Origin of the sequence: Streptomyces sp. NPDC044984, from assembly GCF_040646935.1 — a bacterium.
In the GTDB taxonomy this organism is placed as follows: Bacteria; Actinomycetota; Actinomycetes; order Streptomycetales; family Streptomycetaceae; genus Streptomyces.
Genome location: NZ_JBEZBE010000003.1, coordinates 57,088 through 80,482, shown reverse-complemented (window position 1 = coordinate 80,482; position 23,395 = coordinate 57,088). Strand labels below are relative to the sequence as shown.

Here is a 23,395-nt window from a genome sequence, read left to right as displayed (position 1 = left end):
TCGTTCCCGCGAGGTTCCTCCGGAATTCCTTCCGAAATCGTTGAGGAGGACGTTCGTTGAGCGTGATCCTGTTCCGCCGGCCGGCCCGCCGCAAAGGGCCGGAAATGCCGTCGGGGGAACTGAGTCTTCAGGAGCCGCCGACGCTTCCGGAGGTCGTGCCGGACAGTTCCGCGGTGTGGACGTATCTGCCGATGGCGCTGATGTCGGTCTCCATGATGCTGATGTTCATGCGTCCGGGGATGAGCCGGGACAGCGGCGGATTCATCTACATCGCGCTCGGTGTGATGGTGATCGCGTCGGCGGGCATGATGCTCGGCCAGGTCATGCGCCGCAACGGCGAGCGCAAGGAGCGGATGAAGGGCGAGCGCCGCGACTACCTGCGGTACCTGCGGCAGACCCGGCGCATGGTGCGGGCGTCCATCGTCGAGCAGCAGCGCGCCCTCGCCTGGCGCCACCCGGAACCCGACGCGCTGTCGTCGCTGGTGCGCAGCACCCGGCTGTGGGAGCGGCGGGCGTCGGACGACGACTTCGCCGAGGTGCGGATGGGCGTGGGCGACCAGCGGCTGGCGATGAAGCTGACGCCGCTGTCGACCAAGCCCGTCGAGGACCTGGAGCCGCTGTCGGCGCACGCGCTGCGCAGCTTCACCAAGGCCTACTCCACGGTGCGGGACCAGCCCATCGCGATCTATCTGCGGGCCTGGTCGAAGGTGCTGTTCCGCGGGGACGAGGAGCGGATACGCGCCCAGGTCCGGGCCCTGCTCGCGCAGTTGGCGGTGTTCCACTCCCCCGACGACCTGTGGATCGCGCTGTGCGTCTCGGACGAGCGGCGCGCGGAGTGGGAGTGGGCGAAGTGGCTGCCGCACAGTCTGCACCGGCACGAGGAGGACGGCGCCGGACCGGCCCGCCTGATCGCCTCGGCCTTCACCGAGCTGGAGAACCTGCTCGGTGCCGAGTTCCTGGAGCGGCCGGGCGCCGACCCCGACGCGGTCCCGGGACGCGAGGAGCCGTACACGGTCGTCGTGATCGACGGCTGCACGGTGCCGGCGGGGCACCGCTTCGACGGCCACGGCTTCCGCAACGCGGTGGTGCTCGACCTCACCGGGGCGCTCGCCTGGAAGCCCGGGCGGACCACGCTGCGCCTGGAGGTGGACGAGGGCGGGGTCGCGCTGGTGCGCACCGACCGCGACCGCAAGGAGCAGTCGACGGTGCTCGGCCGGCCCGACCGGCTGGGCACGGTGGGGGCGCTGGCGCTCGCCCGGCTGCTGGCGCCGTACCGGATGAGCGTGGGCGGCGACGACTCCAAGCCGCTCGCCGACGACGTCGAGCTGACCTCGCTGCTGAACATCCCCGACCTGCACCGGCACGACCCGGCCACGCTGTGGGAGAAGGCGACGGGCAGCGCCCGGCTGCGGGTGCCGATCGCGGTGAGCGGTGAGGGCAGGCCCGTGGAGCTGGACATCAAGGAGTCCGCGCAGGGCGGTACGGGACCGCACGGCATGCTCATCGGCGCCACCGGCTCCGGCAAGAGCGAGCTGCTGCGCACGCTGGTGCTGGGGCTGGCGCTGACCAACTCCTCCGAGACGCTGAACTTCGTCCTCGTCGACTTCAAGGGCGGCGCCACCTTCCTCGGCCTCGACGAACTCCCGCACACCTCGGCGGTCATCACCAACCTCGCCGACGAGGTGGCGCTGGTCGCCCGTATGCAGGACGCCCTGCACGGGGAGCTGATCCGGCGGCAGGAGCTGCTGCGCGCCGCCGGCAACTACACCTCCGCGCTGGAGTACGAGAAGGCGCGGCAGTCCGGGACGCCGCTGCAGCCGCTGCCCAGCCTGTTCGTGGTGGTCGACGAGTTCAGCGAACTGCTGGCCTCGCACCGCGACTTCATGGAGCTGTTCGTGATGATCGGCCGGCTCGGGCGCAGCCTTGGGGTCCACCTGCTGCTCGCCTCGCAGCGGCTGGACGAGGGCCGCATGCACCAGCTGGAGAGCCACCTGTCGTACCGGATCGGTCTGCGGACGTTCTCCGCGATGGAGAGCCGGGGCGTGCTCGGCGTGCCGGACGCCTACGAGCTGCCCGCGCAGCCGGGTGCCGGCTTCCTCAAGAGCGGCGTCGACGCGCTCACCCGGTTCCGGGCCGCGTACGTCTCGGGGCCGTACCAGCGGCGCCGGGCCGTGGTGCAGGCGCAGGTGGCGCGGCAGGTGGTGCCGTGGACGGCGGAGTGGGTGGTGCCGCGCGCGCCCGCGGACCCGGACCTGGACCCGGCGGGCGAGCCCGACGAGCCGGAGGCGCCGGGCGAGGGGGACGGCGGCGGGGAGACGCTGCTGTCGGTGGCGCTCGACCGGCTGCGCGGGGCGGGACCGCCCGCCCACCAGGTGTGGCTGCCGCCGCTGGGCCGGCCGGCCACCCTGGACCAGATCCTGCCGCCGCTGGCACCCGATCCGCGGTACGGCCTGACCACGGCGGACTGGCCGCTGCGGGGACGGCTCACGGTGCCGGTGGGCGTCGTGGACCGGCCCTTCGACCAGCTGCGGGACCTGCTGACCGTGGACCTGTCGGCGGCCGGCGGCCACGTCGCCATCGCCGGGGGCCCGCAGAGCGGCAAGAGCACCCTGCTGCGGACCCTCATCACCGCGCTGGCCCTCACCCACACCCCGCGCGAGGTGCAGTTCTACTGCCTGGACTTCGGCGGCGGCACGCTGGCCTCGCTGGACGAGCTGCCCCATATGAGCGGGGTCGCGGCGCGGGTGGACACCGAACGGGTGGGCCGTACGATCGCGGAGGTCACCACCCTGCTCGCCCGGCGGGAGCGGTTCTTCCTGGAGCACGGCATCGACTCCATGGCGACGTACCGCAAGCGGCGCGCGGCGGGCGAGTTCCCCGACGAGCCGCACGGGGACGTCTTCCTGGCCATCGACGGCTGGGCCACCGTGCGCCAGGACTTCGACCGGCACATCCCCACCTTCAACGCGCTGGCCGCCCGCGGGCTCAACTACGGCGTCCACCTGATCGTCACCACCGCCCGCTGGGTGGAGCTGTCGTCCTCGGTGCGCGACCAGACCGGGACCCGGCTGGAGCTGCGGATGGGCGATCCGATGGACTCGCAGATCGACTCCCGGAAGGCGGCGACGATCCCGCGCAGCGCGGGGCGGGGGCTGACCTCGGACAAGCTGCACTACCTGGCGGCGCTGCCGCGCGTCGACGGGGTCGAGGACGCCGACGACCTCGCGGACGGGGTCGCGGGGCTGGTCGCCGCGATCGCCGAGAACTGGGCGGGGCCCACCGCGCCGCGGGTGCGGATGCTGCCGGCGAAGCTGCCGGTCGAGGAGCTGCCGGAGGCGGAGGGCGAGAACGGCCTGCGGATCGCCATCGGCCTGGACGAGAACGAACTGGCGCCGGTGTGGCACGACTTCACCGAGAGCCCGCACCTGATCGTGGTGGGCGACACGGAGAGCGGCAAGACCAACATGCTGAAGCTGGTCGCGCGCGGCATCACCGAGCGGTACACGCCGGCCGAGGCGCGGATCATGACGGTGGACTACCGGCGGGAGCTGGTGGAGAGCGTTCCCGAGGCGTACCGGCTCGGGCACGCCGTGTCCCTGGACATGCTGCGGGACCTGGTGGACGGGGCGGCGCGGGCGGTCAAGCAGCGGGTTCCCGGGGAGGACATCGCCCCGTCGCGGATGCGGTTGTGCGACTGGTGGCAGGGGCCGCGGCTGTTCATCCTGGTCGACGACTACGACATGGTGGGCGGCGGGCCGATGACGCAGCCGTTCGCCCCGCTCCTCGACCATCTGGCGCTGGGGCACGAGGTGGGGCTGCACCTGATCGTGGCGCGGTCGTCGGCGGGGGCGGGGCGTGGGCTGAACGAGTCGTTGCTGCGGCGGCTGCAGGAGGTCAACACGCCCGGTCTGCTGATGTCGTGCCCGCCGAGTGAGGGGTACCTCTTCGGCAGCGTGAAGGGGCGGGAGCTGATTCCGGGGCGGGCGGTGCGGATCGCCCGGCGCAAGACCTTGCAGGTGCAGACGGGGCTTGTGGGGGACGGGTCGTGAGGCGTCCGTGCGTCGTGAGGCGTCCGTGCGTCGTGAGGCGTCCGTGCGTCGTGAGGCGTCCGTGCGGGGTGGGGTGGGGTTTGCGGGGTGCCCTCGCGCCCACCCGTACCGCCCTGGGGGTACCTCCCAGGCCCTTTCGGGCTCTGGGGGAGGCACGACTGCCCGCGGGAGCGGCGGGGGCGTTGCTAAGGGGTTGTCGGGGGGCGCCAGTTCCTGGTGCGGCCTCGGGGGATCACCGCGGCCAGGGCTGCCAGGAGGAGGACCGTGGCCAGGCCTACCGCCGCGATCGTCAGGGAGCGGTGGTGGGGGGTGGGGTCGGCGGGGGCCGGCATGTGGGCGGGGGCGGGAGTCCGCGCGGGGGACGTCGTGCGGTCCTGGATCAGGGACAGGGCGGCGTACGGGTCGAGGCGCGGGGTGTCCGACGGGTAGGCGGTGTCGAGGAGGCGGCGGGCGACCTCGGCCGCCGTGAGGTCGGGGTGGTAGGCGCGGACGAGTGCGGCGGTGCCCGCGACGCCCGCCGCCGCCAGCGAGGCGCCGGAACCGATGTAGTGGCCGGAGCCCGCGGGGCCGACGCTGACCATCTCGCCGCCGGGCGCGGACAGGTCGGGCTCGTGGGCGGGCGGCGCGTTCTGCTGCCGTACGCCGCTGGGGCCGAAGTCCACGACGGCGAGCGCGCCGGGCGCGGCGGCCGGCCAGTACGGACCCTCCGGCAGCTCGCCGTCGGGCCCCTGCTCCTCGCGGGGCACGGCGTCCGGGGCGGCCGGGGCGACGACCAGCGCGTCGCGCCGGGTGGCGTGGGCGACGGCCGCGGTGAGTTCGGCCTTGCCGGTGCGCAGGACCTGGCCGACGTAGATGACCTGTGCGCCGCGGTCCGCCGCCGTCCGGATGCCGTCGGCCACGCGTTCCACGGAGGGGACCCCGCGGTCGTCGGTGCCGGGCAGGGCGAGGATCTCCGCCTGCGGGGCGACCCCGGTGATGCCGCTGCCCTTCCGCGGTGCGGCGGCGATCAGGCCGGCGGCGAACGTGCCGTGGCCCACGCAGTCCTCGGCCGCCGCGCCGACGGACTCCACCCTGCCGGACAGGCCGGGCACGCCGGTGGCGACACCGGTGTCGACCACCGCGACGGTCACGCCGCCGCCCCGGGAGATCCGCTGGGCCCGGGAGAGTCCGAGCGCCGTCTGCGACCACGCCGCTCCGGTGGCCGTCTGTCCCGAGGCCCCGGTGCAGGGGTTGTCCTCGCCGAGCCGGACGGGCAGCGGGGGCAGCAGCGTGGCCCCCGGATCGTCGGCGCCGGGGCTCCCCGACGGCGCGGCGGGCGCGGCCGGGGCGGCGGGGAGGGCGAGGGCCGGCCCGCCCGTGACCGGCAGGACCACGGCGATCGCCAGCACGAGGCCCGCACTCCGACCTTTCATGACATTCCGCATAGCGCGCATGATATGCACACAAGATGTACGGCGCACAACGCCAACTACCGCAGCAGCACAAGGAGGTTCGAGGCGTGGTACGGCAAATACTCACGGTCGGCCCGGAACGGTCGGACGGATTCCAGACGATCGGTGAGGCACTGGCCCAGGCCCGTACCGGGGCGGTGATCCGGGTCCGTCCCGGCCGCTACGCCGAGAACCTCGTCATCCGGCACCGGGTGACGATCGTCGGCGAGGGCGAGCCGGGCACCGTCGAACTCTGCCCGCGGGACGGCACCGCCGTCACCCTCATGGCCGACGCCGTGATGCTCAGCGCCCTGACCCTGCGGGGCCGCGACAAGGAGGCCGCCGTCGTGGACGTGCCGGCCGGCCAGGCCGCGCTCGACGACTGCACCGTGACCGGTGCCGGGTGGACGGCGCTGCTGGTGCGCGGCAAGGGCTCGCTGGCCGCCCGCGGCTGCCGGATCGGCAACCCCGGCGGCGCCGGACTCGTCGACTCCTCGCAGTCCGAGAGCATCGTCGAGGACTGCGTGTTCGAGAACTTCGGCACCTCCGCCGTGGTCATCGGCGAGAGTGCCGGGCCCCTGGTGCGCGACTGCCGCATCCGGGGCGCGCGGGCCAACGGCGTCCTGGCGAACGGCGAGGCCCGGGGCACCGTGGAGGGCTGCGACATCTCCGGCACCGACAAGCCGGCCATCGCCCTGGAGGGCCACAGCTCCACCCGGGTGCTGCGCTGCGCCGTGCACCACACCTCGGTGGGCCTGCTGGTGACCAGCATGTCCCGCCCGGAGATCGAGGAGACCTCCTTCGAGTCCATCGCGCAGAGCGGCGTCGTCATCTCCGGCGGGGCCGACCCGGTGCTGCGCGGGTGCGTCACCCGGCGCACCAAGACCAGCGGGCTGCTCGTCCTGGACCGCTCGCGCGGAACCCTGGAGGACTGCTCGTTCCACGGCTCCACCGAGGCCGCCGTGCGGGTCGTCGAGGGCAGCGCCCCGCTGCTGCGGGACACCGTGGTGAGCGACTGCGCCGACACCGCCGGGGCGGTGCAGCTCGCGGACGACTCCACGGCCGAGTTCGAACGCCTGGAGGTCCTGGACGCGGCGGGCGTCGGCATCTCCGTGCGTTCCGCCGCCAACCCCCTGCTGCGCCGCGCCCGGGTCACCGGCGCGGGCGGCCACGGCGTCGAGTTCACCGACGACGGCCGCGGCCGGCTCGAGCACTGCGAGATCGAGTCCGCCGGCGGCTGCGCGGTGCACATCGACGACGACTCCGACCCCGAGATCAGCGACACCGTGCTGAGCTCCGCCGCCCGCTCGGGCCTGCTCGTCGGCGAACGCGGCCGGGGCACCCTGCGGGACTGCGAGATCGGCGACAGCGCCGACGCCGGGGTCGGTGTGCGGGACGGCGCGGAGATCACCCTGGAACGGGTCCGGGTGCACGGCTCGAGGGCGCACGGCGTCCAGGTGTCGCGCGGCGGCCGGGCCGTCCTCAACGCCTGTGAGATCACGGGCAGTACGGGTGACGGCGTACGGATCGACAGCGCCGAGCCGGTCGACGTCACCCGGTGCGTCGTGCGCGACAACAGGGGCGCGGGACTGCGGCAGAGCCGCGCGAGCGAGCGGCTCACGGTCGAGCTGCTGACCAGCGCGGACAACGGACTGCCGGACAGCTGGGGCGAGTCCGCCGAGACCGTCGGTGAGGACGGCGCCCCGGGCGGGCCCGGCAAGGAGCCGGAGCCCGAGGGCCCGCTGGCCGAACTGAACGCGCTCGTCGGCCTGGAGAACGTCAAGCACCAGGTGAACACGCTGGTCAACCTGAACCAGCTCGCGGAGCGCCGGCGCCGGCTCGGCATGCCGGTCCCGTCGATGAGCCGGCACCTGATCTTCGCGGGGCCGCCCGGCACCGGCAAGACCACCGTCGCCCGCCTCTACGGCAGCATCCTCGCGGACCTGGGCGTGCTCAGGAGCGGGCACCTGGTCGAGGTCGCCCGCGCCGACCTGGTCGCGCAGGTCATCGGTGGTACGGCCATCAAGACCACCGAGGCGTTCAACAGCGCGCTGGGCGGGGTGCTGTTCATCGACGAGGCCTACACGCTCACCGTCGAGGGGACGTCCAACGACTTCGGCCGCGAGGCCGTCGACACCCTGCTGAAGCTGATGGAGGACCACCGCGACGACGTGGTCGTGGTGGCGGCCGGCTACTCCGAGCAGATGGAGTCGTTCCTGACCGCCAACCCGGGTCTGGCCTCCCGGTTCACCCGCACCATCGAGTTCGGCAACTACGCGGTGGAGGAGCTGGTGACGATCACCGAGAGCCTCTGCCACCGCCACCAGTTCGAGCTCGGGCCGCTGACCCGGGAGGCCCTCGCCGTGCGCTTCGAGCAGATGACGCGCGACGCGACCTTCGGCAACGGCCGCGCGGCCCGCGGCGTGTTCGAGGACATGGTGGACCGGCAGGCGTTCCGGCTCGCGGCCATGACCGATCCGGCGGAGAACGACCTGACGCTGCTGCTGCCGCAGGACGTCGGCGACGCGGAGGCGGCGGCCGTCGGCGGGACGGCGCAGGAAGCCGACGACGCGTCCGACCCGATGGCCGAACTCACCGCCATGGTGGGACTCGCCGCCGTGAAGCGGGAGGTCGCCGACCTGGTCAGTCTGCTGACCAACGCCCGGCAGCGGATCGCCGCGGGGCTGCCCGCCCCCCGGATCAGCAACCACCTCGTCTTCAGCGGGCCGCCCGGCACCGGCAAGACCACCGTCGCCCGGCTGTACGCCAGGCTCCTGCACTCGCTGGGGGTGCTCCCCCGCGACTCCCTGGTGGAGGTGGCGCGGGCGGACCTGGTGGGCCAGTACGTCGGCCACACCGCCCAGCGCACCAAGGACGTCTTCACCAGCGCGCTGGGCGGGGTGCTGTTCATCGACGAGGCCTACACCCTGACCCCCGAGGGATCGTCCAACGACTTCGGCCGCGAGGCCGTCGACACCCTGCTGAAGCTGATGGAGGACCACCGCGACGAGATCGTGGTCGTCGTCGCCGGCTACACCGAGGAGATGGGGCGCTTCCTCGCCTCCAACCCGGGTCTGACCTCCCGGTTCTCCAAGTTCGTGACGTTCGAGGACTACAGCACGGACGAGCTGGTCACCATCGTGTCCCGGCACGCCGCGGCCTCCGGGTACGAGTGCGCCGACGCCACCCTCGAGGCGCTGCGCGCCCATGTGGACGCCATCCCGCGCGACCGGTCCTTCGGCAACGCGCGGCTCGCCCGGCAGCTGCTGGAGACGATGATGACGAACCAGGCCCGCCGGCTGGGCGGGCTGAGTTCGCCCAGCCTCACCGACCTCACGACGCTGCTGCCGGAGGACCTGTCCGTCCGGCAGGTCCTGGGGCGGTAGCCCGCCCGGTGAAGACGGACGCCCGCCGGCCGGAGCCGGCGGGCGTCCACTGCGCTGTCGCGTCCCTCAGAGGTTGAACTTGACGCTCTCCAGCCACAGGTCCGGCTCCAGCGACCCGCCGAACCTCCAGCCCTGGGACGACTCGCACAGATAGGCGCCCCAGTCGTGCCCGCCGAGCTTGTGGTGGTGGCAGACGTTGCCGTCGTCGACGCCGATGGCGTAGCCGCTGAGGTTCGGCGCGTTCGGGGAGTCGCTGCCCAGCGTCAGATCCGTCGCGTCGGCCGCGCTCGACCACGCGGTCGTCCAGCCGTCCTTCTGGACGAACTCGTTGGCGGACACCTTCTTGGCGCCGACCACCGCGATGTTGATGGCCGTGATCGGCAGCCCCTTGCCCGACATGGCCCCGTCGCACCTCGGGGTCGTCCAGCCGGCGCCCTTCCTGTGGACCCGGTAGCAGATGTGCCGGCCGGGGTTCGACGCGGCCAGCCGCTGAACGGCGTAGGCGGCGGTGTTCGGCGGGACCTTGGGAGCCTCACGCTCCTCGACCCGGGTCTCCGCCTTCTCCGTCTTCTTCTCCGTCGCCTTGGGCGACTCGCTGACCGGGGCCGCCGGACTCGTCACCGGAACCACCTTCTCGACGACGGATTTCGGCTTGGCGGACGGCTTCTTCGTCGAGGGCTCCGGTGTGGGCTCCGCCGGGGCGTAGTCGCCCTTCGGCACCTCCAGGGGCTCCTCGTCGAGCAGCGTGTCGGACCCGGCGGCCACCGCCACGTCCTTCTTCTTCTCCTGCCGCGAGTCGTCCGTGGCCCAGATCAGCAGCGGCACGGCGAGGAGGACGACGCCCGCGATGCCGGCGGCGGCGAGCAGGGGCTTCTTCGGGTTCCCGGACGGCGGTCCGTCCGCACCGGCACCGGCCGCGGCGGTCCCACCGACCCCGCCGGCCGCACCGGCCGCACCGGCTGCGGCGTCCGGGGCGGCCCGGAGGCCCGTGGCCGGCTCGGCGGCGCTGCCGCGCTCCGCCTCCGACCGCTCCTCGGCGGCGGACGCGGTGGCCTTCGCCGCCGGTTCCCCGGTCGTGCCGGCTGTGGCGGCCGTGCCGGCGGTGGCGGCGGGCTGCTCGGGGGCGGCCTCGCTCTCGGCGGTGTCCGGGGCCGGACGGGCAGCCTCCGCTCGCCCGGTGCCGCCCTCGCCCGGCTCCGGTGCGGCCGTACGCCGTGCGGCCGGTGCCAGCATCGGGCCGGGGTCGGCCGCCGCCGACCCGAGGGAGACGGCCCTGCGGACGGACGAACCGCCCGTGCCGTCGGACCCGTCGGGAACGGGCGGCTTCTTCTGACTTGCCATCGTTCTCCTCGATCTGTCTGTGTGGACTGTGGGGTGATGGGTGGTCGTGTGGCGCGCCCCCGCTCGCTATCCGTCCTGGCCCACGGACCCGGAACAGCGTTCCGGCCACTGCGGGTCGTCACCGGTGCGGAAGCCCTTGGCCAGCGCCTCCTCGAGGTGCGTGAGGGCCTTGAGGTCCAGCCCGCTCAGTTCCTCCGACCCGTCCATGTAGGCGGTCGCGTTCCCGGGGAGCTCACGCAGCAGGACGACGGAGGGGCCCGCGGGCACGGTCCGTACCCCCAGCACCCGGAAGCCGGTCCCCGGCACGAAGACGATCTCCTCGTACGTCTCCGAGGAGCCGCCCGGACGGTCGAGCAGTTGCCGTACCTTGCGTCCGGTGACGGACCAGATCGCGTAGCGCACGGGGGCTCCGGCGGGGAGCGCCGAGGATCCGGCCAGGGCGCTGACCGGGGCGGGGTCGTGCAGCAGCGTGCCGACCGCCGGTTCGGGGCCGTCGGCGTCCCCGCCGCGCAGGGCCACGCCCCGGTAGGAGGGCAGCCGGCGCAGGGCGGACGCCAGACAGCCGGCGTAGGGCAGCAGGCGCCCCTCGCCGGTGTGCAGGTCCCGGATCAACTCGCGGTGGTGCAGGGGGCCTTCCCCGGCGGTGAGGTAGGCGTGCGCGGCGATGAGATCGGTCCGCGCCGCCTCCAGTTCGTGACCGCGCAGGGCGGGCATCCGGGTGAGCACCCGCGACACCGCGGCGGCATGCCCCTCCCAGGCCCCGGCCGCCGCGTCCCGGAACGCGGCACGCTCGGCGGCCCCGCTGACGTGCCCGGGCACGAACGGAAGGGCGACACGGTTCGGGGCGGGTGCTTCACCGCTCCGGCCCCGCGGTCCCGTCACCGCCTCGGCGCGCACGGCCCGGCCGCCGTCCGGCCCTGGGCCGCTCCTCCCACCGGCGGGGCGCCCCGCTCCGCCGACGACACCGCCGGCTCCGGGGCGCGCACCGGCCGAGGAGACGGGCCGGGGCCCCACGACCCCCGGACCCGTCTCGTCGTCCGGTGCCGCACCGGGCCCGGAAGCCCGCTGCTCGCTCCCGGCGCCGGCCCCGGCCCCGGCCTCCGGCGACACGGCAGTCGCGGCCCCCGTGGCGGGCCGCTCCTCCGGACGGGACTCCGAGGACGCGGCGGGTGCGGCGGGCGCGGCGGGCGTGGTGGACGCGGACGCCCCGAGCTCCGCTTCCCCGGGTTCGGCACCCTCCGGTGGAGACACCGGCGGCACCCCCGCCGCCGCTTCCCCGGGACCGGCGGCATCCGCCTCCGCTTCGGCGGCCCCGCCGACCGGAGGGGAATCCGGCGGCGGGACGGGCCCGGCAGCCGAAGGCCCACCGGCGGCACCGCTCACTTCGGCGGCGGGCGCGGGCGCCGGTACGCCGGGCCCGTCGGCCTGCGGGCCGACGACAGCCGTACCGTCACGGCGTGCCGTCCCACCCCCGGACCCGGCAGCCGGCGGAGCAGCGGCCGTACCCGGCCCACCCGGCGACGGAGTCCGGCCGGACCCGGCAACCCCCGGACCACCAACGACCGCACCGGCCCCCCGCCCCGACGCACCGGACTCGACAGCGGCCCGACCGGACTCGATGACCGGCGGACCACCGACAGCCGCACCAGGCCGACGCCCGACCCCACCCCCGGACCCGGCAACCGGCGGAGCAGCGGCCGTACCCGGCCCACCCGGCGACGGAGTCCGGCCGGACCCGGCAACCCCCGGACCACCAACGACCGCACCGGCCCCCCGCCCCGACGCACCGGACTCGACAGCGGCCCGACCGGACTCGATGACCGGCGGACCACCGACAGCCGCACCAGGCCGACGCCCGACCCCACCCCCGGACCCGGCAGCCGGCGGGACAGACGCCGTACCCGGCCCACGGACCACCCCACCGGACGGCACCGCGCGGCCGGGCCCCGTGGCCGTGGCCGTGCCCGGTCGGCCGGTCGCCGTACCGGACCACGGCGGCCGGGCGGTGGTGACGTAGCGGATGTTCGGTATGCCGTGTTCGGCGGCCAGGCGGCGCAGGGCGCCGTCGCCCTCCAGGAGCCTGCCGCGGACCAGCAGGGTGGTGCGTGACCGGACGTCGGTTCCGAGGCCGCGCACGAGGCGGGACAGCGCGGGCAGCAGGGAGCCGTCCAGCGGCTGTCCCGGCATGCCCAGTTCGATGGCGCACACCTCCGGGTCGACGGCCGGTCCGAGCGGCCCGGGGCGGGGGCCGTCCGGTGCCCACAGGGCGAGGCCGGCCCGGGTGACCGTCGCCTGCCAGCGGTCCGTCAGCCGTACCGTCCCCCGCTCGCTGCCGCCGAGGATCCAGTCGGGCAGGTGGAGCTCCACCGGCCTGGGCACGGGAGCCCGCCCCTCGGAGTCGACCGGCCCGCAGACCACGGACGACACGAACGGCCGCCAGCTCGGCCTGCCGTCCCGCCCGACCAGCGTGGGCCGGGGAGGCGTTCCGGGCGGTGCGTGGTCGTCGAGCAGCGGCAGGCCGGTGAGCACCTCCACCTCGGTGCCCAGCAGGTCGGCGACCGACTGCCCGAGCCGCAGCAGGTCACGCCGGCCGCCGGGGGCGAGCCGGGTACGGGCGCGCTCCGCCTCCGGCAGTCCCGCGAGGACGGCGGCGACCTCGTCGGCGGCGACGTCCTCCGCCTGCGGGGCACCGACCAGCACCGTCAGTCGCTCGAAGTCGACGGGCACGGAGAAGCACAGGTCGTCGGGGGCGGGCCCGGGCGCCTCGGCCGGGCGGATCACCACACCCGCCGGGATGCGGTCCACGACACAACCGCCCGCCGTGTGCGCGGGCACCCCGTCCAGCGCCTCCTCCCAGGCGGGCTCCGGTGCGCGCCGGCCCGCCTTCCGGGGCTCCGCACCGGGCGCGAACCGCCACCAGGAGGAGTCGGACCGGGAGTCGCCGTGGACGAAGAGCGCGCCGCCGGGCGTGATCAGTACGGCCCCGTCCGGAGCCATCACCTCCAGTTCCCAGGCGTCCGCGATCCTGCGGGCGACGCTGGGCCGGTCCGGCCGGTCGTCACCGGCGCCGGACATCACGAGCCGGACCCGGTCGGTGCCCCGCGCGCGGAGGGAGTCGAGGAGCGCGCCCAGCCGTGCCCAGTGGTCGGCGCCGGGCGCCCCGCCCCCGGCGGCGGAGCCCACGATCACCGTGACGACGTCCTCCTCCCTGCCGACGGCACCCGCCACCTCGGCCACGACGTCCAGCGGGAACGAGTCGTCCTCGACCGAGCGCACCAGCAGCACGCCGTCGACGTCCTCGACCGGCGGGCCGCCGACGCCCCGGTTCCCGGTGCCGTTCGCACCGCCGTTCGCGCCACCGGCCGGGCCCGCCGTACCGCGACGGCCCGTACCGGAGCCGGACCTGCGTCCCCGGCCCGGCATCACGGACGACCAGCGGCTCACGCGTCCGTCCCCCGCACCGGGTGGACGGCCTCGGTCAGCACCCGCGCGGTACGGTCCACGGGCGCGGCGGCGGAGGGCCGCTCCCGCGCGCCGTCCCGGACCGCGTCGCGTACGGCGTCGGGGTCCAGCAGCATGCTCACCGCGGCCGAGGGGTTCAGGTACAGCACGTGCCCCTCGGGGACGCGCGTCAGAAGGTCGTCGACGCGGACGAGTTCGAAGGCGAAACGCCCCGACGTGTGCAGGAACACCGACGAGGTGAACACCGGCACGACCGGCGTCCCGTCCGGCGCCGCCGCACTCAGCAGGCCGCCGCCCGGCGCCGTCAGCACGGCGACCTCCCGCCCCACCAGCGCCGCCGGCACCGCCTCGCCGGGCCCGTAGCCGGTCGACGCGAGCTGGACGGCGCGGTCCACCTCGTCCTCCGGTTCGGGCCAGTCGAGCGCACGCGGGGACGGCCGGTACTCGGGGTTGTCCTCCCACTCGACGATCTCGCCGTCGAGGCCCGACCGCCACCGGCCGGTCATCGCCCACTCCGGGGGCTTCCCCTCCCCGGACCACATCGGGTCGACCACCCCCAGCCAGTGGTCCGGGGCGAGGCGGCCCGCCTCGCGGATGTCGTCCGGAACGGGCGGAAGCGCCTCGTCCTGCTGGCTCATCGCTGTCCTCATTCGGTGGATCGGGACGACGGTGCGGTCCGTGCCGGGTCGTCGTCCGGGTCGTCGTGCCAGAGGAGGCGGCGCGCGGTCGTGGCGTCCGTGACGACTCCGGTGAGCAGTCCGGACCTCAGTACGGCGCGGACCGCCCCGGTGCCGCGTCCACCGGCCGTGACACCGATCAGCTCCGCGACGCCGCGGAGTTCGGCGGCGCTGACGGCGATCGTGCGGGCGTTCAGCTCGGTGGGGACCACCCGGCCCGCGGCGTCCAGGACGTGGCCGGCCACCTCGGCGCACGCTCCCGCCTCCCGGAGCGTCTCCCGCTCCCGCTCGGACAGGGCGTCGTACACCGTGGAGTCCGGGGCGTCCCACGCCGTGATGCCGACGACGGCCTTGGTGACCAGGCCGAACCGGTCCAGCGTCTCGGCGGTGGCGGGCTGGCTGCGCAGGACGGCGGCCGTCACGGCGTCGGGCAGGAGGAACGGGGTGTGCAGCGGGAACGCCCTGCCGCCGCCGGCCGCGGCCGTACGGCGGACCGCGGTGATCGCGGCGTCGTGGGCGAGGTCCCGCCCGTGCACCCCGGTCAGCTGGACCACGTCGCACAGCGGCAGCCGGGTGACCGCCTCGCTGAGCGCGTCCACCACGTGGCTGCCGTCCAGTCCGAGGACGTCGCCCTCCTCCGCGATCTCCGAGATCAACCGGGCCGCCGCCGTACCGAGCCAGCGGCCGCTCTGCCGCTGGTCCGCCGACGCCGTCGTACCGCCCTCGCCGCGGCCCAGGTTGACGACGATGCCGTGCCGGAGCCCGAACCGCTCGGCCAGCGCCCGTCCGAGCGGGACGTCGATCTCGGCCGGGACGGTGATGTCGATCCGCACGATGTCGTGGGCCACGGCCGCGTCGAGGAGGCGGGCCACCTTGAACCGGCTGATGCCGAGCTCCTTGGCGATCTCCACCTTCGACCGCTGCTCCAGGTAGAAGCGTCGGGCGACGGCGGCGGCGAGAAGCGTGTCGATCGGCGCGGGTAACGCCGTCACCTCAACCGGTTCGGCCATGTCGTCTCTCCGCGCTCTCATCGTTCGTCAACCCACGTCACTTCTCCGGCTAGTTCATCTGTGCGAAGTGAGCGGAACATGACGGGAAACCGACATCGGAGTGACACCAGGGACGTGAGTGACCGCTGGGACCCGACTTCCGACCGTCCGGACGGGTCGCCCGTGGCAGGGTGGGGAAGACATCGTCCGACTCCCCTCCCCCCCCCCACCAGCACCTCAGGGAGCCCCATGCTGCGCGGCATCGACGTGAGTGCGTACCAGCCGTCCTCGTACGACACCGACGGCCTGTCCTTCGTCTTCATCAAGGCGACGGAGGGCCGTTCGTACACCAATCCCAAGCTCTCGGCCCAGACGGAGAGGGCCCGCGACGCCGGTCTGGTCGTCGGTTTCTACCACTTCCTCTGGCCGGGCAACCTGACGGCCCAGGCGGAGTACTTCGTGAGCAAGGCCCCGGAGAAGCGGGGCGACATCCTCGCGGTCGACTGGGAGACGACGGGCGAGGGGACGCATGCGAGCAACGCGGAGAAGGACCGCTTCATCAAGAAGGTGAAGGAGCTGCGGCCGCACCACAGGGTGATCCTGTATTGCAACCGGAACTTCTGGCTGACCGTCGACACGACGTCCTACGCCGGCGACGGCCTCTGGATCGCCGACTACGTCACCGCCGGGAAGCCCCGCATCCAGGCGAAGTGGCGCTTCCACCAGTACACCGACGACCCGCTGGACAAGAACGTGGCGGACTTCTCCAGCAGGTCGGCGCTGAAGGAGTGGGCCGGGGACGCCTAGCCCCGGAACTCCGGCTTGCGCTCGGGGGAGGCTTCCGCCAGGGCCTTGGTGACGGCCTCGGTGCCCGCGCGCAGGCCGTAGACGGGGGTGTCGGGCTGCTGGCGCCAGGAGTCGTCGATGCCGCCCGCGTCGACGGTGTCGAAGCCGAGCTCCTCGATCAGCGCCCGGACCTTGCGCTTGGCCGCCTCGTCGTCGCCGGCGACGGGCAGGGCCAGCCGGTCGGGGTCGCCGGCGGGGCGGTGGCGGTCCAGGATGTCCTGGGCGTACGTGCCGTTGAAGGCCTTGATCACGGGGTGGCCGATCTGCCGTTCCGTCCAGCGGCTCTCGGTGACGCCCTCGTCCTCGATGCCGACGATCCTGCCGTCGCGCTGCCGCGGGTAGTAGTTGCCGGTGTCGATGACGGCCACGCCCTCCGCGGCCTCGTCGAACAGGCCGGACGGCAGGTCCGGTACCGCCTTCAGCGGGACGGTGACGACGACGATCTCGGCGCCGCGCGCCGCGTCCTCGGCCCGTACGGGCGTCGCGCCGGTCTCCTCGGCCAGCTCCGTGAGTGTCTGGGGGCCGCGGGAGTTGGCCACGGAGACGTCGTGGCCGAGGGCGGTGAGCCGCCGCGTGAGGTTGCCCCCGATGTTGCCCGCCCCGATGATGCCGATCTTCATGTCCGCTCGCCTCGCCCTTCCGGGATCGATGTCCGCTCCGGTTCCCTCCGGGAACCACCGTGATCGGCACCAACCCCCGGAAGGGGCGGGCTATTCCGGGCCTACTCGTTCACCGGACCTACTTGTTCAGGTGCGCCCAGAACTCGTCGAACGACAGGACCTTGTCGCCGTTCAGGTCCCGGGACTTGATCACGGCCTCGGCGACCGTCTCGGTGACGTTCCAGTCCCCGCCCTGGGCCAGGGCGGTCTTGAACTCGGCAGCGGTGATGAACCCGTCCCCGTCCGTATCGATCCGCTCGAACTGCTTGCGCGCTTCCTCGATGTCCGCCACCGATCCGCCCCTCATCTCGTACTGTGCGTCCTACTGACGCAGGTCAGATTATCGGGCCACCGGAGACTCCAGTGCGGCGACCACCCACCGGCGGGCCTCCCGTGGGCGGGGGCCCGGGAGCGCGGGCGGCGGACACGCCGCGGGAGCCCTCAGCGGTCCGTCACGCGGATCTCGAACCAGGTGGTCTTGCCGCGGGGCAGCAGGTCGACGCCCCAGCGGTCGGCGAGCTTGTCGACGAGGAAGAGGCCCCGGCCGCTGGTGTCCATCTCCTGGACCGGCATGAGACAGGGCAGCCCGCGGGACGGGTCGCGGACCTCGATCCGGATCCAGCCGCGCCGGTGCCTCATGCGGAGGCCGAAGACCCGCGCGCCGGTGTGCCGTACGGCGTTGCCGACCAGTTCGGAGACGAGCAGGACGGCGTCCTCGGCGATCTTGGCGGTGAGGCCCCACTCCCGCAGGACGACCACCTGGACGAGTCGGCGGGCGGTGGCGGCGGACTCGGGACGGGACGGCAGCGGAACCTCCGCCTCCGTCGGGTTGCCGAACAACTCCACTGCCTTCAGGGCGCGTTCGTCATCGACCGTCGGCGACCAGCGCGACGCGGTCACACGTCCGTCTCCCCGCGGCTGCTCCATGCCCTCCAGCCCCGCCATGCCCCCATCATGGCCGCCCGAGGGGTCCTCGGGGGCCGTTCCGGGGGAATACGCCCCCCGCACGCCCCTGCCCGACAAGGGGCCGACGGCATGCGCCGATGCCCCTTCGGCACCCTTGAAAGCCCGCCCGACCTGGGGAAACGTCTCACTCTCAGGCAATCGACGGGCTCCCTCGACACGAACGGCTCAAGGGTGCACCAAGGCTCCCATGAACCCCCCATCGAGGGACCCGGAATCAGACATCGAGTCAATTGCAAGATGACGTATGCGATGTCACAGGAACTTCGCCTTGCCCGGTCCCTCCTCCACGAAGCTGCGCATCCCCCGCTCGCGGTCCTCGGTGGCGAACAGGCCCGCGAACCAGTTGCGCTCGACGGCGAGGCCGGTGTCGATGTCCGTCTCAAGACCGGTGTCGACCGACTCCTTGGCCGCGCGCAGCGCGATCGCCGGGCCCTGGGCCAGCTTCGCGGCCCACGCGTGCGCCTGCGCGTGGACCTCCTCCGCCGGCACCACCCGGTCCACCAGACCGAGCGCCAGCGCCTCGTCGGCCCGCACCTGGCGTCCCGTGAAGATGAGGTCCTTGGCCTTGGAGGGGCCGATCAACCGGGACAGCCGCTGGGTGCCGCCCGCGCCCGGGATCAGGCCGAGCAGGATCTCGGGCTGGCCCAGCTTGGCGTTCTCCCCGGCGATGCGGTAGTCGGCGCAGAGCGCCAGCTCGCACCCGCCGCCGAGCGCGTAGCCGGTGACGGCGGCCACGACCGGCTTGGGGATACGGGCCACGGCCGTGAAGGAGTCCTGGAGGGCCTTGGCGCGCAGGACCATGGCCGCATGGTCCATGGCCTGCATCTCCTTGATGTCCGCGCCCGCCGCGAACACCTTCTCCCCGCCGTAGAGCACCACGGCGCGCACGTCCTCGCGCCGCGCGGCCTCCTCGGCGAGCTCCTTCAACCGGTCCTGCGTGGCGACGTCCAGCGCGTTCATGGGCGGCCGGTCCAGCCGCAGCGTGCCGACGCCTTCGGCGACTTCGAGATGTACGGTCATGCCCCGCAGGTTAGCGGCCGTTCACACGCGGGGGTACCGCGAGCCACCCGAAGGAGAGGTTCGGCGCCTCGAACGCGACCGCCCGGAAAGCACTGCAGCTCCTCGAGGACGAGCAGCTCGTGGTGGGTCGTGCCGGGTCCGCCGTCACCGCTCGCGAGCGCACCGGCAGCGAACGGTGCGCCCGGCCGCGCACACGGCTCCCGCGGAGCCGGGAAAGCCGTACCGCCGGCTGACCGGGGCTGCACGGCTCGGCACCCCGGCACACGACACACAGCACGCTGCTCGACGTGGTCGAGAGCCGTCCTCCGGCCGACGTCGCGTCCGCGCCGGGCCTCGACGGCGCCGAGACCGCGGTACTGCGACACCAGATGCCGTCGACGGACGGGGAACCGGCCGAACCGGTCAAGGCGCACCACCCGCTGCCCGTCGCCCGGGACACCGCCATCACGGCCGAGCGAAAGATCATGGGCGGCACCCCGGCACTCCGGCACTCCTCAGCCAACCCGGTTTCCCACCACGCCCGGGCATGGACCGAATCCCGGCCAGGGCCCCCACCCAGGAGCAGTACCAGGCCCTGAACCTGCCCGGCGACCGCCCTGTGCTCCGCACCCCGTGCGTGGTGTACAGCGACGACGAACGCCCCGTGGAAGCCACCGTCATGGTCAAGGCGGGTCATCTGTACGAGCTCCGGTACGAGTTCACACCCGGCTGAGCCTGTTTTCAGGCAGGCGGTCGAAGAAGTCGTCCCGGAAGTGTGACGCCACTTTGAACGCTTTCCGCCGGACATCGTGCGAGCGGCAGGGGAACTGCGTGCAGGGCCGATTCAGTCGACGTAGCCTCACGGGACCGGCCGGGCCCATGAGCCGGCCCTTTCATGAGCCACGTCGTAAATGGACCTGGGTACCGCTCACCCAGAAAGCGTAATCATGCAGAGAGCGAACCACCGGGCCACAGGTGACAATTTCAAGACACGGCTCAAAACCGAAATGGCGCGCTGCAGTGTGATAGGGGTCACTCAAGCAGGGGGATGCCGGTCCAGGGCGAGCCGGTAACCTGACGAGGTGTCAAACAGTGGTGAAAATACAGGAAGACAGGAGGCCCTCGGCGAGGGTCACATATTTCGAGGCGACCGTCACCCGGCTCACCTTGCGTTGAGGACGATATTATGGCTCGTCCTCATCATCCTCTTCGCCATCACCGCATGGGTGGCATGGGTTTTCTTCAACTCGGGATACGGGCTCTCATTCATCTGCTGCATCATGGCAATTGTGGCGCCGTGGCCCATTTTCCACCTGGTCAACGCCTCCAAGGTGCGGGCCGCGCATCGGTCACGGAAACAGTGATCCTTTTCAGTTCCCCCTTGTCGGGTGACAGCTCCCCGACAAGAGGCTTCAGCGCAACCGTCATGCTCCCGGTATGCGTACGTAGCGGACCCTCTGGATCCTCGAAGTGCACGTGCGGGAGCGGAGGCACGATGCGGAGAAGCGGCTCCTTGACGCGCGGCGGGTGAGCCGGCGGCGGGACACCTTCTACGCTGCTGCCCGACGCGTCCCAGGGGCGGCCGGCCTCCGCCTCCAGCCGGCGACCGACCTCGGGAATCGCGGCACGAAGGCCCTGCTGGCCGATTCGTAACGCCTTGCGGCTCAAGCATGGCTGAGCCCGCCCGGGCCCGGTGGCGGGCCGTGAACACACCCCGCCTCGTCGCCCTCGTCCGGGCAGGTGCCCGCTGCGGGCATCGATAGGCCCCGTGCCCCTGACGGGGCACGGGACACCCGACCCGCTACGCCTTCCACTTCTCCCAGGACATGTTCCAGCCGTTGAGGCCGTTGTCCGGGGCGATGGTGGCGTCGTTGGAGTTCTTGACCTCCACGACGTCGCCGAGCAGGGAGTTGTTGAAGAACCAGGCGGCCGGGGCCTCCTTGTCCCAGCCGCCGCGGACGTCGCGCAGGCCGACGCAGCCGTGGCTGGCGTTGCGGTTGCCGAAGGCGTCGCCGCCCCAGTAGTTGCCGTGGATGAAGGTGCCGGAGGTGGACAGGCGCATGGCGTGCGGGACGTCCTTGATGTCGTACTCGCCGCCGTAGCCGACCGTGTCGCCGTTCATCCGGGTCACCGTCAGCTTCTCGGTGATGACCATCTTGCCGTTCCAGGTCTCGTAGCCGGGCGCGCCGGTGGTGACCGGGACGGTCTTGAGGAGCTTGCCGTCCCGCATGACCTTCATCGTGAGCTTCTTGGCGTCGACGACGGAGACCTGCTCGCGGCCGATGGTGAAGGAGACCTTCTTGGACTGCTCGCCGTAGACGCCGTCGCGGCCCTCGACCCCGTCGAGGTTGAGGTCGACGGTGACCTTGGTGCCGGCCTTCCAGTACTTCTCCGGGCGGAAGTCGAGGCGGTCGTTGCCGAACCAGTGGCCCTCGACCTCGACGGCCGGCTCGGTGGTGATGCGGATGGCCTTCTCGACGTCCTCGGGGTTGGTGATGCCCCGGGTGAAGCGGAGCGAGAACGGCATGCCCACGCCGACCTTGGAGCCGTCCTCGGGGGTGAAGGTCCCCACGAAGGTGTTCTTCGGCGTCAGCGTGGTGAAGCTGGAGTCCTCGGCCGCGGTGCGGCCCTCGGAGTCCTTGGCGACCGCGTGCACCGTGTACTTGGTGGCGGCGGCCAGGTGGGTGGACGGCATCCAGGTGGCGCCGTCCTTGGATATCTCGCCCTCGACCTCGTCACCGTCCGGGTTCTTGACGACGACCTCGGTCAGCTTTCCGTTGCTCGCGTTCACCTTCAGCGCGCCGCTGGTCTCGACGGACTTCGCGCCGTCCTCGGGCGCGATGCCGACCACGGCCTCGGACTGCTTGCTCTGCGCGGCGGTGGAGTCCTTGCCCTTGCCCTTGCCGTCGCCCGAGCCGGTGCCCGGCTCCGACCCTCCGCCGCAGGCGGTCACCGCCAGCATCACGCCGAGCGCCAGCGCCGCCAGCCTCCTGCCGCCTCGCCCCCGAGCGCCGACCGGCGCCGCCCCCGATATGGGCCCCACGTTCACTTGTTTCTCCCCTCGGCGGACCCAGTCCCTGCCGGGCCCGCGCCCCCGCGCGCCCCTCGCGCGCTCGGGCATAGTAACCACAGGCCACAGGCGTTCGAGGCGGCGGGTTTGTCACCGTTCCGTTCCAAGTTCAACGGCCCGCCGGGGGAGTCACTTCACCGCGCTGCCCGCCTTCCACTTCCTCCAGTCCATGTTCCAGCCACCGAGGCCGTTGTCCGGGGCGACCTCCTTGTCCTCGCTGTTGACGACCTCGACGACGTCGCCGATGAGGCTGCGGTCGAAGAACCAGCCCGCCGGGGTGTCCGCCCCGCCGCCCTTCACGTCGCGCAGACCGATGCAGCCGTGGCTGACGTTGGAGTCGCCGAAGACGTCGGTGTCGGCCCAGTAGTTGCCGTGCAGGAAGGTGCCGGAGCTGGTCAGGCGGATGGCGTGCGGGACGTCGGGGATGTCGTACTCGCCCTTGCCGTCGTCGTCGGTGAAGCCGACCGTCGCGCCGTTCATGCGGGTGACCTCGAGCATCTCGGTGATCACCATCCGGCCGTTGTAGGTGGGAGTCTTCCGCGTGCCCGCCGTGATCGGCACGGTGGCCAGCAGTTCCCCGTCCCGTCGCACGCGCATGGTGTGCGCGGAGGCGTCGACCACCGACAGCTGGCTGCGGCCGACGGTGAAGGTGAAGGTGCGGTGCTGGAGGCCGTAGACGCCCGGCGCTCCCTCGACGTCACGCAGGTTCAGGTCGACGGTGACCCGGGTGCCGGGCTTCCAGTAGTGCTCGGGGCGGAAGTCGAGGCGGGAGCCGCCGAACCAGTGCGGGCGGATCTCGACGGCCGGGCGGGCGGTGACGCGGACGGCGCGTTCGACGGCCGCGCGGCGGGTGATCTTCCGGTTGAACTCCAGGGAGACGATCATGCCGGTGCCGACGGTGGAGCGGTCCTCCGGGGCGACGTAGCCGATGAAGCGTTCCTCCGGGACATGGGTGGTGAAGGTGGTGTGCCGGGCGGAGCGGCGGCCGTCGCCGTCCACGGCCACCGCGTCGACGGTGTACTTCGCGGCCAGCGCCAGCCGTTCGTCGTCGGGCTTCCAGGTCAGCCCGTCCCCGGAGATCCGCCCGGGGACCCGCGACTCCCGCGCGTCCCGCTCCACGACGACCTTCACCGACTCCAGCCGCCCGTCCGGCACCCGCACCCGCAGCGCCGAGCCGGGGCGCACGCCCTTGCTGCCGTCGTCGGGCGACACGCGGATGACGTCCTCGGCGGCCGGGGGCCCGAACGCCCCGCCGGGGGTGCCGCCCGCGGTACAGCCGACGGCTCCGGCCAGCAGTCCTGCCCATGTCACTACGGCGGCCAGCGCGGCCCTCGCGCGCCGTGCGCGCCCTTGTACGTACCTCACGCGGTGCCCAACGACGGGCCTCGCCTCCGGGAAACGACCATGCCGCCCCCCGGGGAAACGTGAGTGCGAGGCACCCTCTGGGCAGAACAGTGGGAGGACGACGCGCCGGGGAGCCGCGGCCGGAGCCGATGACGAGTGCCCTGCTCCCCTGTCCGC

At 73.1% G+C, this 23,395-nt stretch carries 15 protein-coding genes; 4 read left to right on the top strand and 11 right to left on the bottom strand.

What is annotated here, in order from left to right; genetic code table 11:
- Positions 1-62: 62 nt before the first annotated feature.
- Positions 63-4,049 (top strand): type VII secretion protein EccCa, encoded by a 3,987-nt coding sequence (gene eccCa / locus AB0A94_RS04345; protein ID WP_361739178.1) that lies wholly within the window; start codon positions 63-65, stop codon positions 4,047-4,049.
- A gap of 185 nt (positions 4,050-4,234) precedes the next feature.
- On the opposite strand, the gene AB0A94_RS04340 is transcribed toward eccCa, so the two are convergent.
- Positions 4,235-5,461, bottom strand: a complete 1,227-nt coding sequence (locus AB0A94_RS04340; protein WP_361738657.1) for a S8 family serine peptidase — start codon at positions 5,459-5,461, stop codon at positions 4,235-4,237.
- 86 nt (positions 5,462-5,547) lie between these two features.
- On the opposite strand from AB0A94_RS04340, the gene AB0A94_RS04335 reads away from it, so the two are divergent.
- Positions 5,548-8,865: a right-handed parallel beta-helix repeat-containing protein gene (locus tag AB0A94_RS04335; protein ID WP_361738654.1), complete on the top strand. Its 3,318-nt coding sequence runs from the start codon at positions 5,548-5,550 to the stop codon at positions 8,863-8,865.
- A gap of 66 nt (positions 8,866-8,931) precedes the next feature.
- Here the strand turns inward: AB0A94_RS04335 and AB0A94_RS04330 are convergent, their stop codons facing one another.
- The 4 genes from AB0A94_RS04330 to AB0A94_RS04315 all read right to left on the bottom strand — a co-directional run bounded on the left by AB0A94_RS04330 (position 8,932) and on the right by AB0A94_RS04315 (position 15,355).
- The gene (locus tag AB0A94_RS04330) at positions 8,932-10,206 is read right to left on the bottom strand and encodes a hypothetical protein (RefSeq protein WP_361738651.1); all 1,275 of its coding nucleotides are present in this window, start codon (positions 10,204-10,206) and stop codon (positions 8,932-8,934) included.
- Between the two features lie 66 nt (positions 10,207-10,272).
- Positions 10,273-13,650 carry a hypothetical protein gene (locus AB0A94_RS04325; protein ID WP_361738648.1) on the bottom strand — a complete coding sequence of 1,126 codons (3,378 nt, stop codon included), beginning with the start codon at positions 13,648-13,650 and terminating at the stop codon, positions 10,273-10,275.
- Positions 13,647-14,306 (bottom strand): type VII secretion system-associated protein, encoded by a 660-nt coding sequence (locus tag AB0A94_RS04320; RefSeq protein ID WP_361738645.1) that lies wholly within the window; start codon positions 14,304-14,306, stop codon positions 13,647-13,649. Before AB0A94_RS04320 ends, AB0A94_RS04325 begins: the two co-directional genes overlap by 4 nt.
- Positions 14,307-14,314: 8 nt before the next feature.
- Positions 14,315-15,355 (bottom strand): sugar-binding domain-containing protein, encoded by a 1,041-nt coding sequence (locus tag AB0A94_RS04315; RefSeq protein WP_361738642.1) that lies wholly within the window; start codon positions 15,353-15,355, stop codon positions 14,315-14,317.
- A gap of 228 nt (positions 15,356-15,583) precedes the next feature.
- Between AB0A94_RS04315 and AB0A94_RS04310 the strand changes: the two genes are divergently transcribed.
- Complete coding sequence (locus AB0A94_RS04310; protein ID WP_361738639.1) at positions 15,584-16,141, top strand: glycoside hydrolase family 25 protein; 558 nt, start codon at positions 15,584-15,586, stop codon at positions 16,139-16,141.
- Here AB0A94_RS04310 and AB0A94_RS04305 read toward each other — a convergent pair.
- The 4 genes from AB0A94_RS04305 to AB0A94_RS04290 all read right to left on the bottom strand — a co-directional run bounded on the left by AB0A94_RS04305 (position 16,138) and on the right by AB0A94_RS04290 (position 18,825).
- A complete protein-coding gene (locus tag AB0A94_RS04305; protein WP_361739175.1) occupies positions 16,138-16,830 on the bottom strand; it encodes an NAD(P)-binding domain-containing protein in 693 nt (230 codons plus the stop codon). The genes AB0A94_RS04310 and AB0A94_RS04305 overlap by 4 nt on opposite strands.
- 88 nt (positions 16,831-16,918) lie before the next feature.
- The gene (locus AB0A94_RS04300) at positions 16,919-17,131 is read right to left on the bottom strand and encodes an EF-hand domain-containing protein (RefSeq protein ID WP_361739172.1); all 213 of its coding nucleotides are present in this window, start codon (positions 17,129-17,131) and stop codon (positions 16,919-16,921) included.
- A gap of 149 nt (positions 17,132-17,280) precedes the next feature.
- Entirely contained in the window at positions 17,281-17,784 is a 504-nt protein-coding gene (locus tag AB0A94_RS04295) for an ATP-binding protein (RefSeq protein ID WP_361738636.1), read from the bottom strand.
- Positions 17,785-18,057: 273 nt separating this feature from the next.
- A complete protein-coding gene (locus tag AB0A94_RS04290) occupies positions 18,058-18,825 on the bottom strand; it encodes an enoyl-CoA hydratase-related protein (protein WP_361738633.1) in 768 nt (255 codons plus the stop codon).
- Between the two features lie 526 nt (positions 18,826-19,351).
- Between AB0A94_RS04290 and AB0A94_RS04285 the strand changes: the two genes are divergently transcribed.
- Complete coding sequence (locus AB0A94_RS04285) at positions 19,352-19,537, top strand: UTRA domain-containing protein (protein WP_361738630.1); 186 nt, start codon at positions 19,352-19,354, stop codon at positions 19,535-19,537.
- A gap of 1,068 nt (positions 19,538-20,605) precedes the next feature.
- Here the strand turns inward: AB0A94_RS04285 and AB0A94_RS04280 are convergent.
- Together AB0A94_RS04280 and AB0A94_RS04275 are read right to left on the bottom strand one after the other, a co-directional pair.
- Positions 20,606-21,853 carry an Ig-like domain-containing protein gene (locus tag AB0A94_RS04280; RefSeq protein WP_361738627.1) on the bottom strand — a complete coding sequence of 416 codons (1,248 nt, stop codon included), beginning with the start codon at positions 21,851-21,853 and terminating at the stop codon, positions 20,606-20,608.
- A gap of 150 nt (positions 21,854-22,003) precedes the next feature.
- The gene (locus AB0A94_RS04275) at positions 22,004-23,239 is read right to left on the bottom strand and encodes an Ig-like domain-containing protein (RefSeq protein ID WP_361738624.1); all 1,236 of its coding nucleotides are present in this window, start codon (positions 23,237-23,239) and stop codon (positions 22,004-22,006) included.
- Positions 23,240-23,395 lie beyond the last annotated feature (156 nt).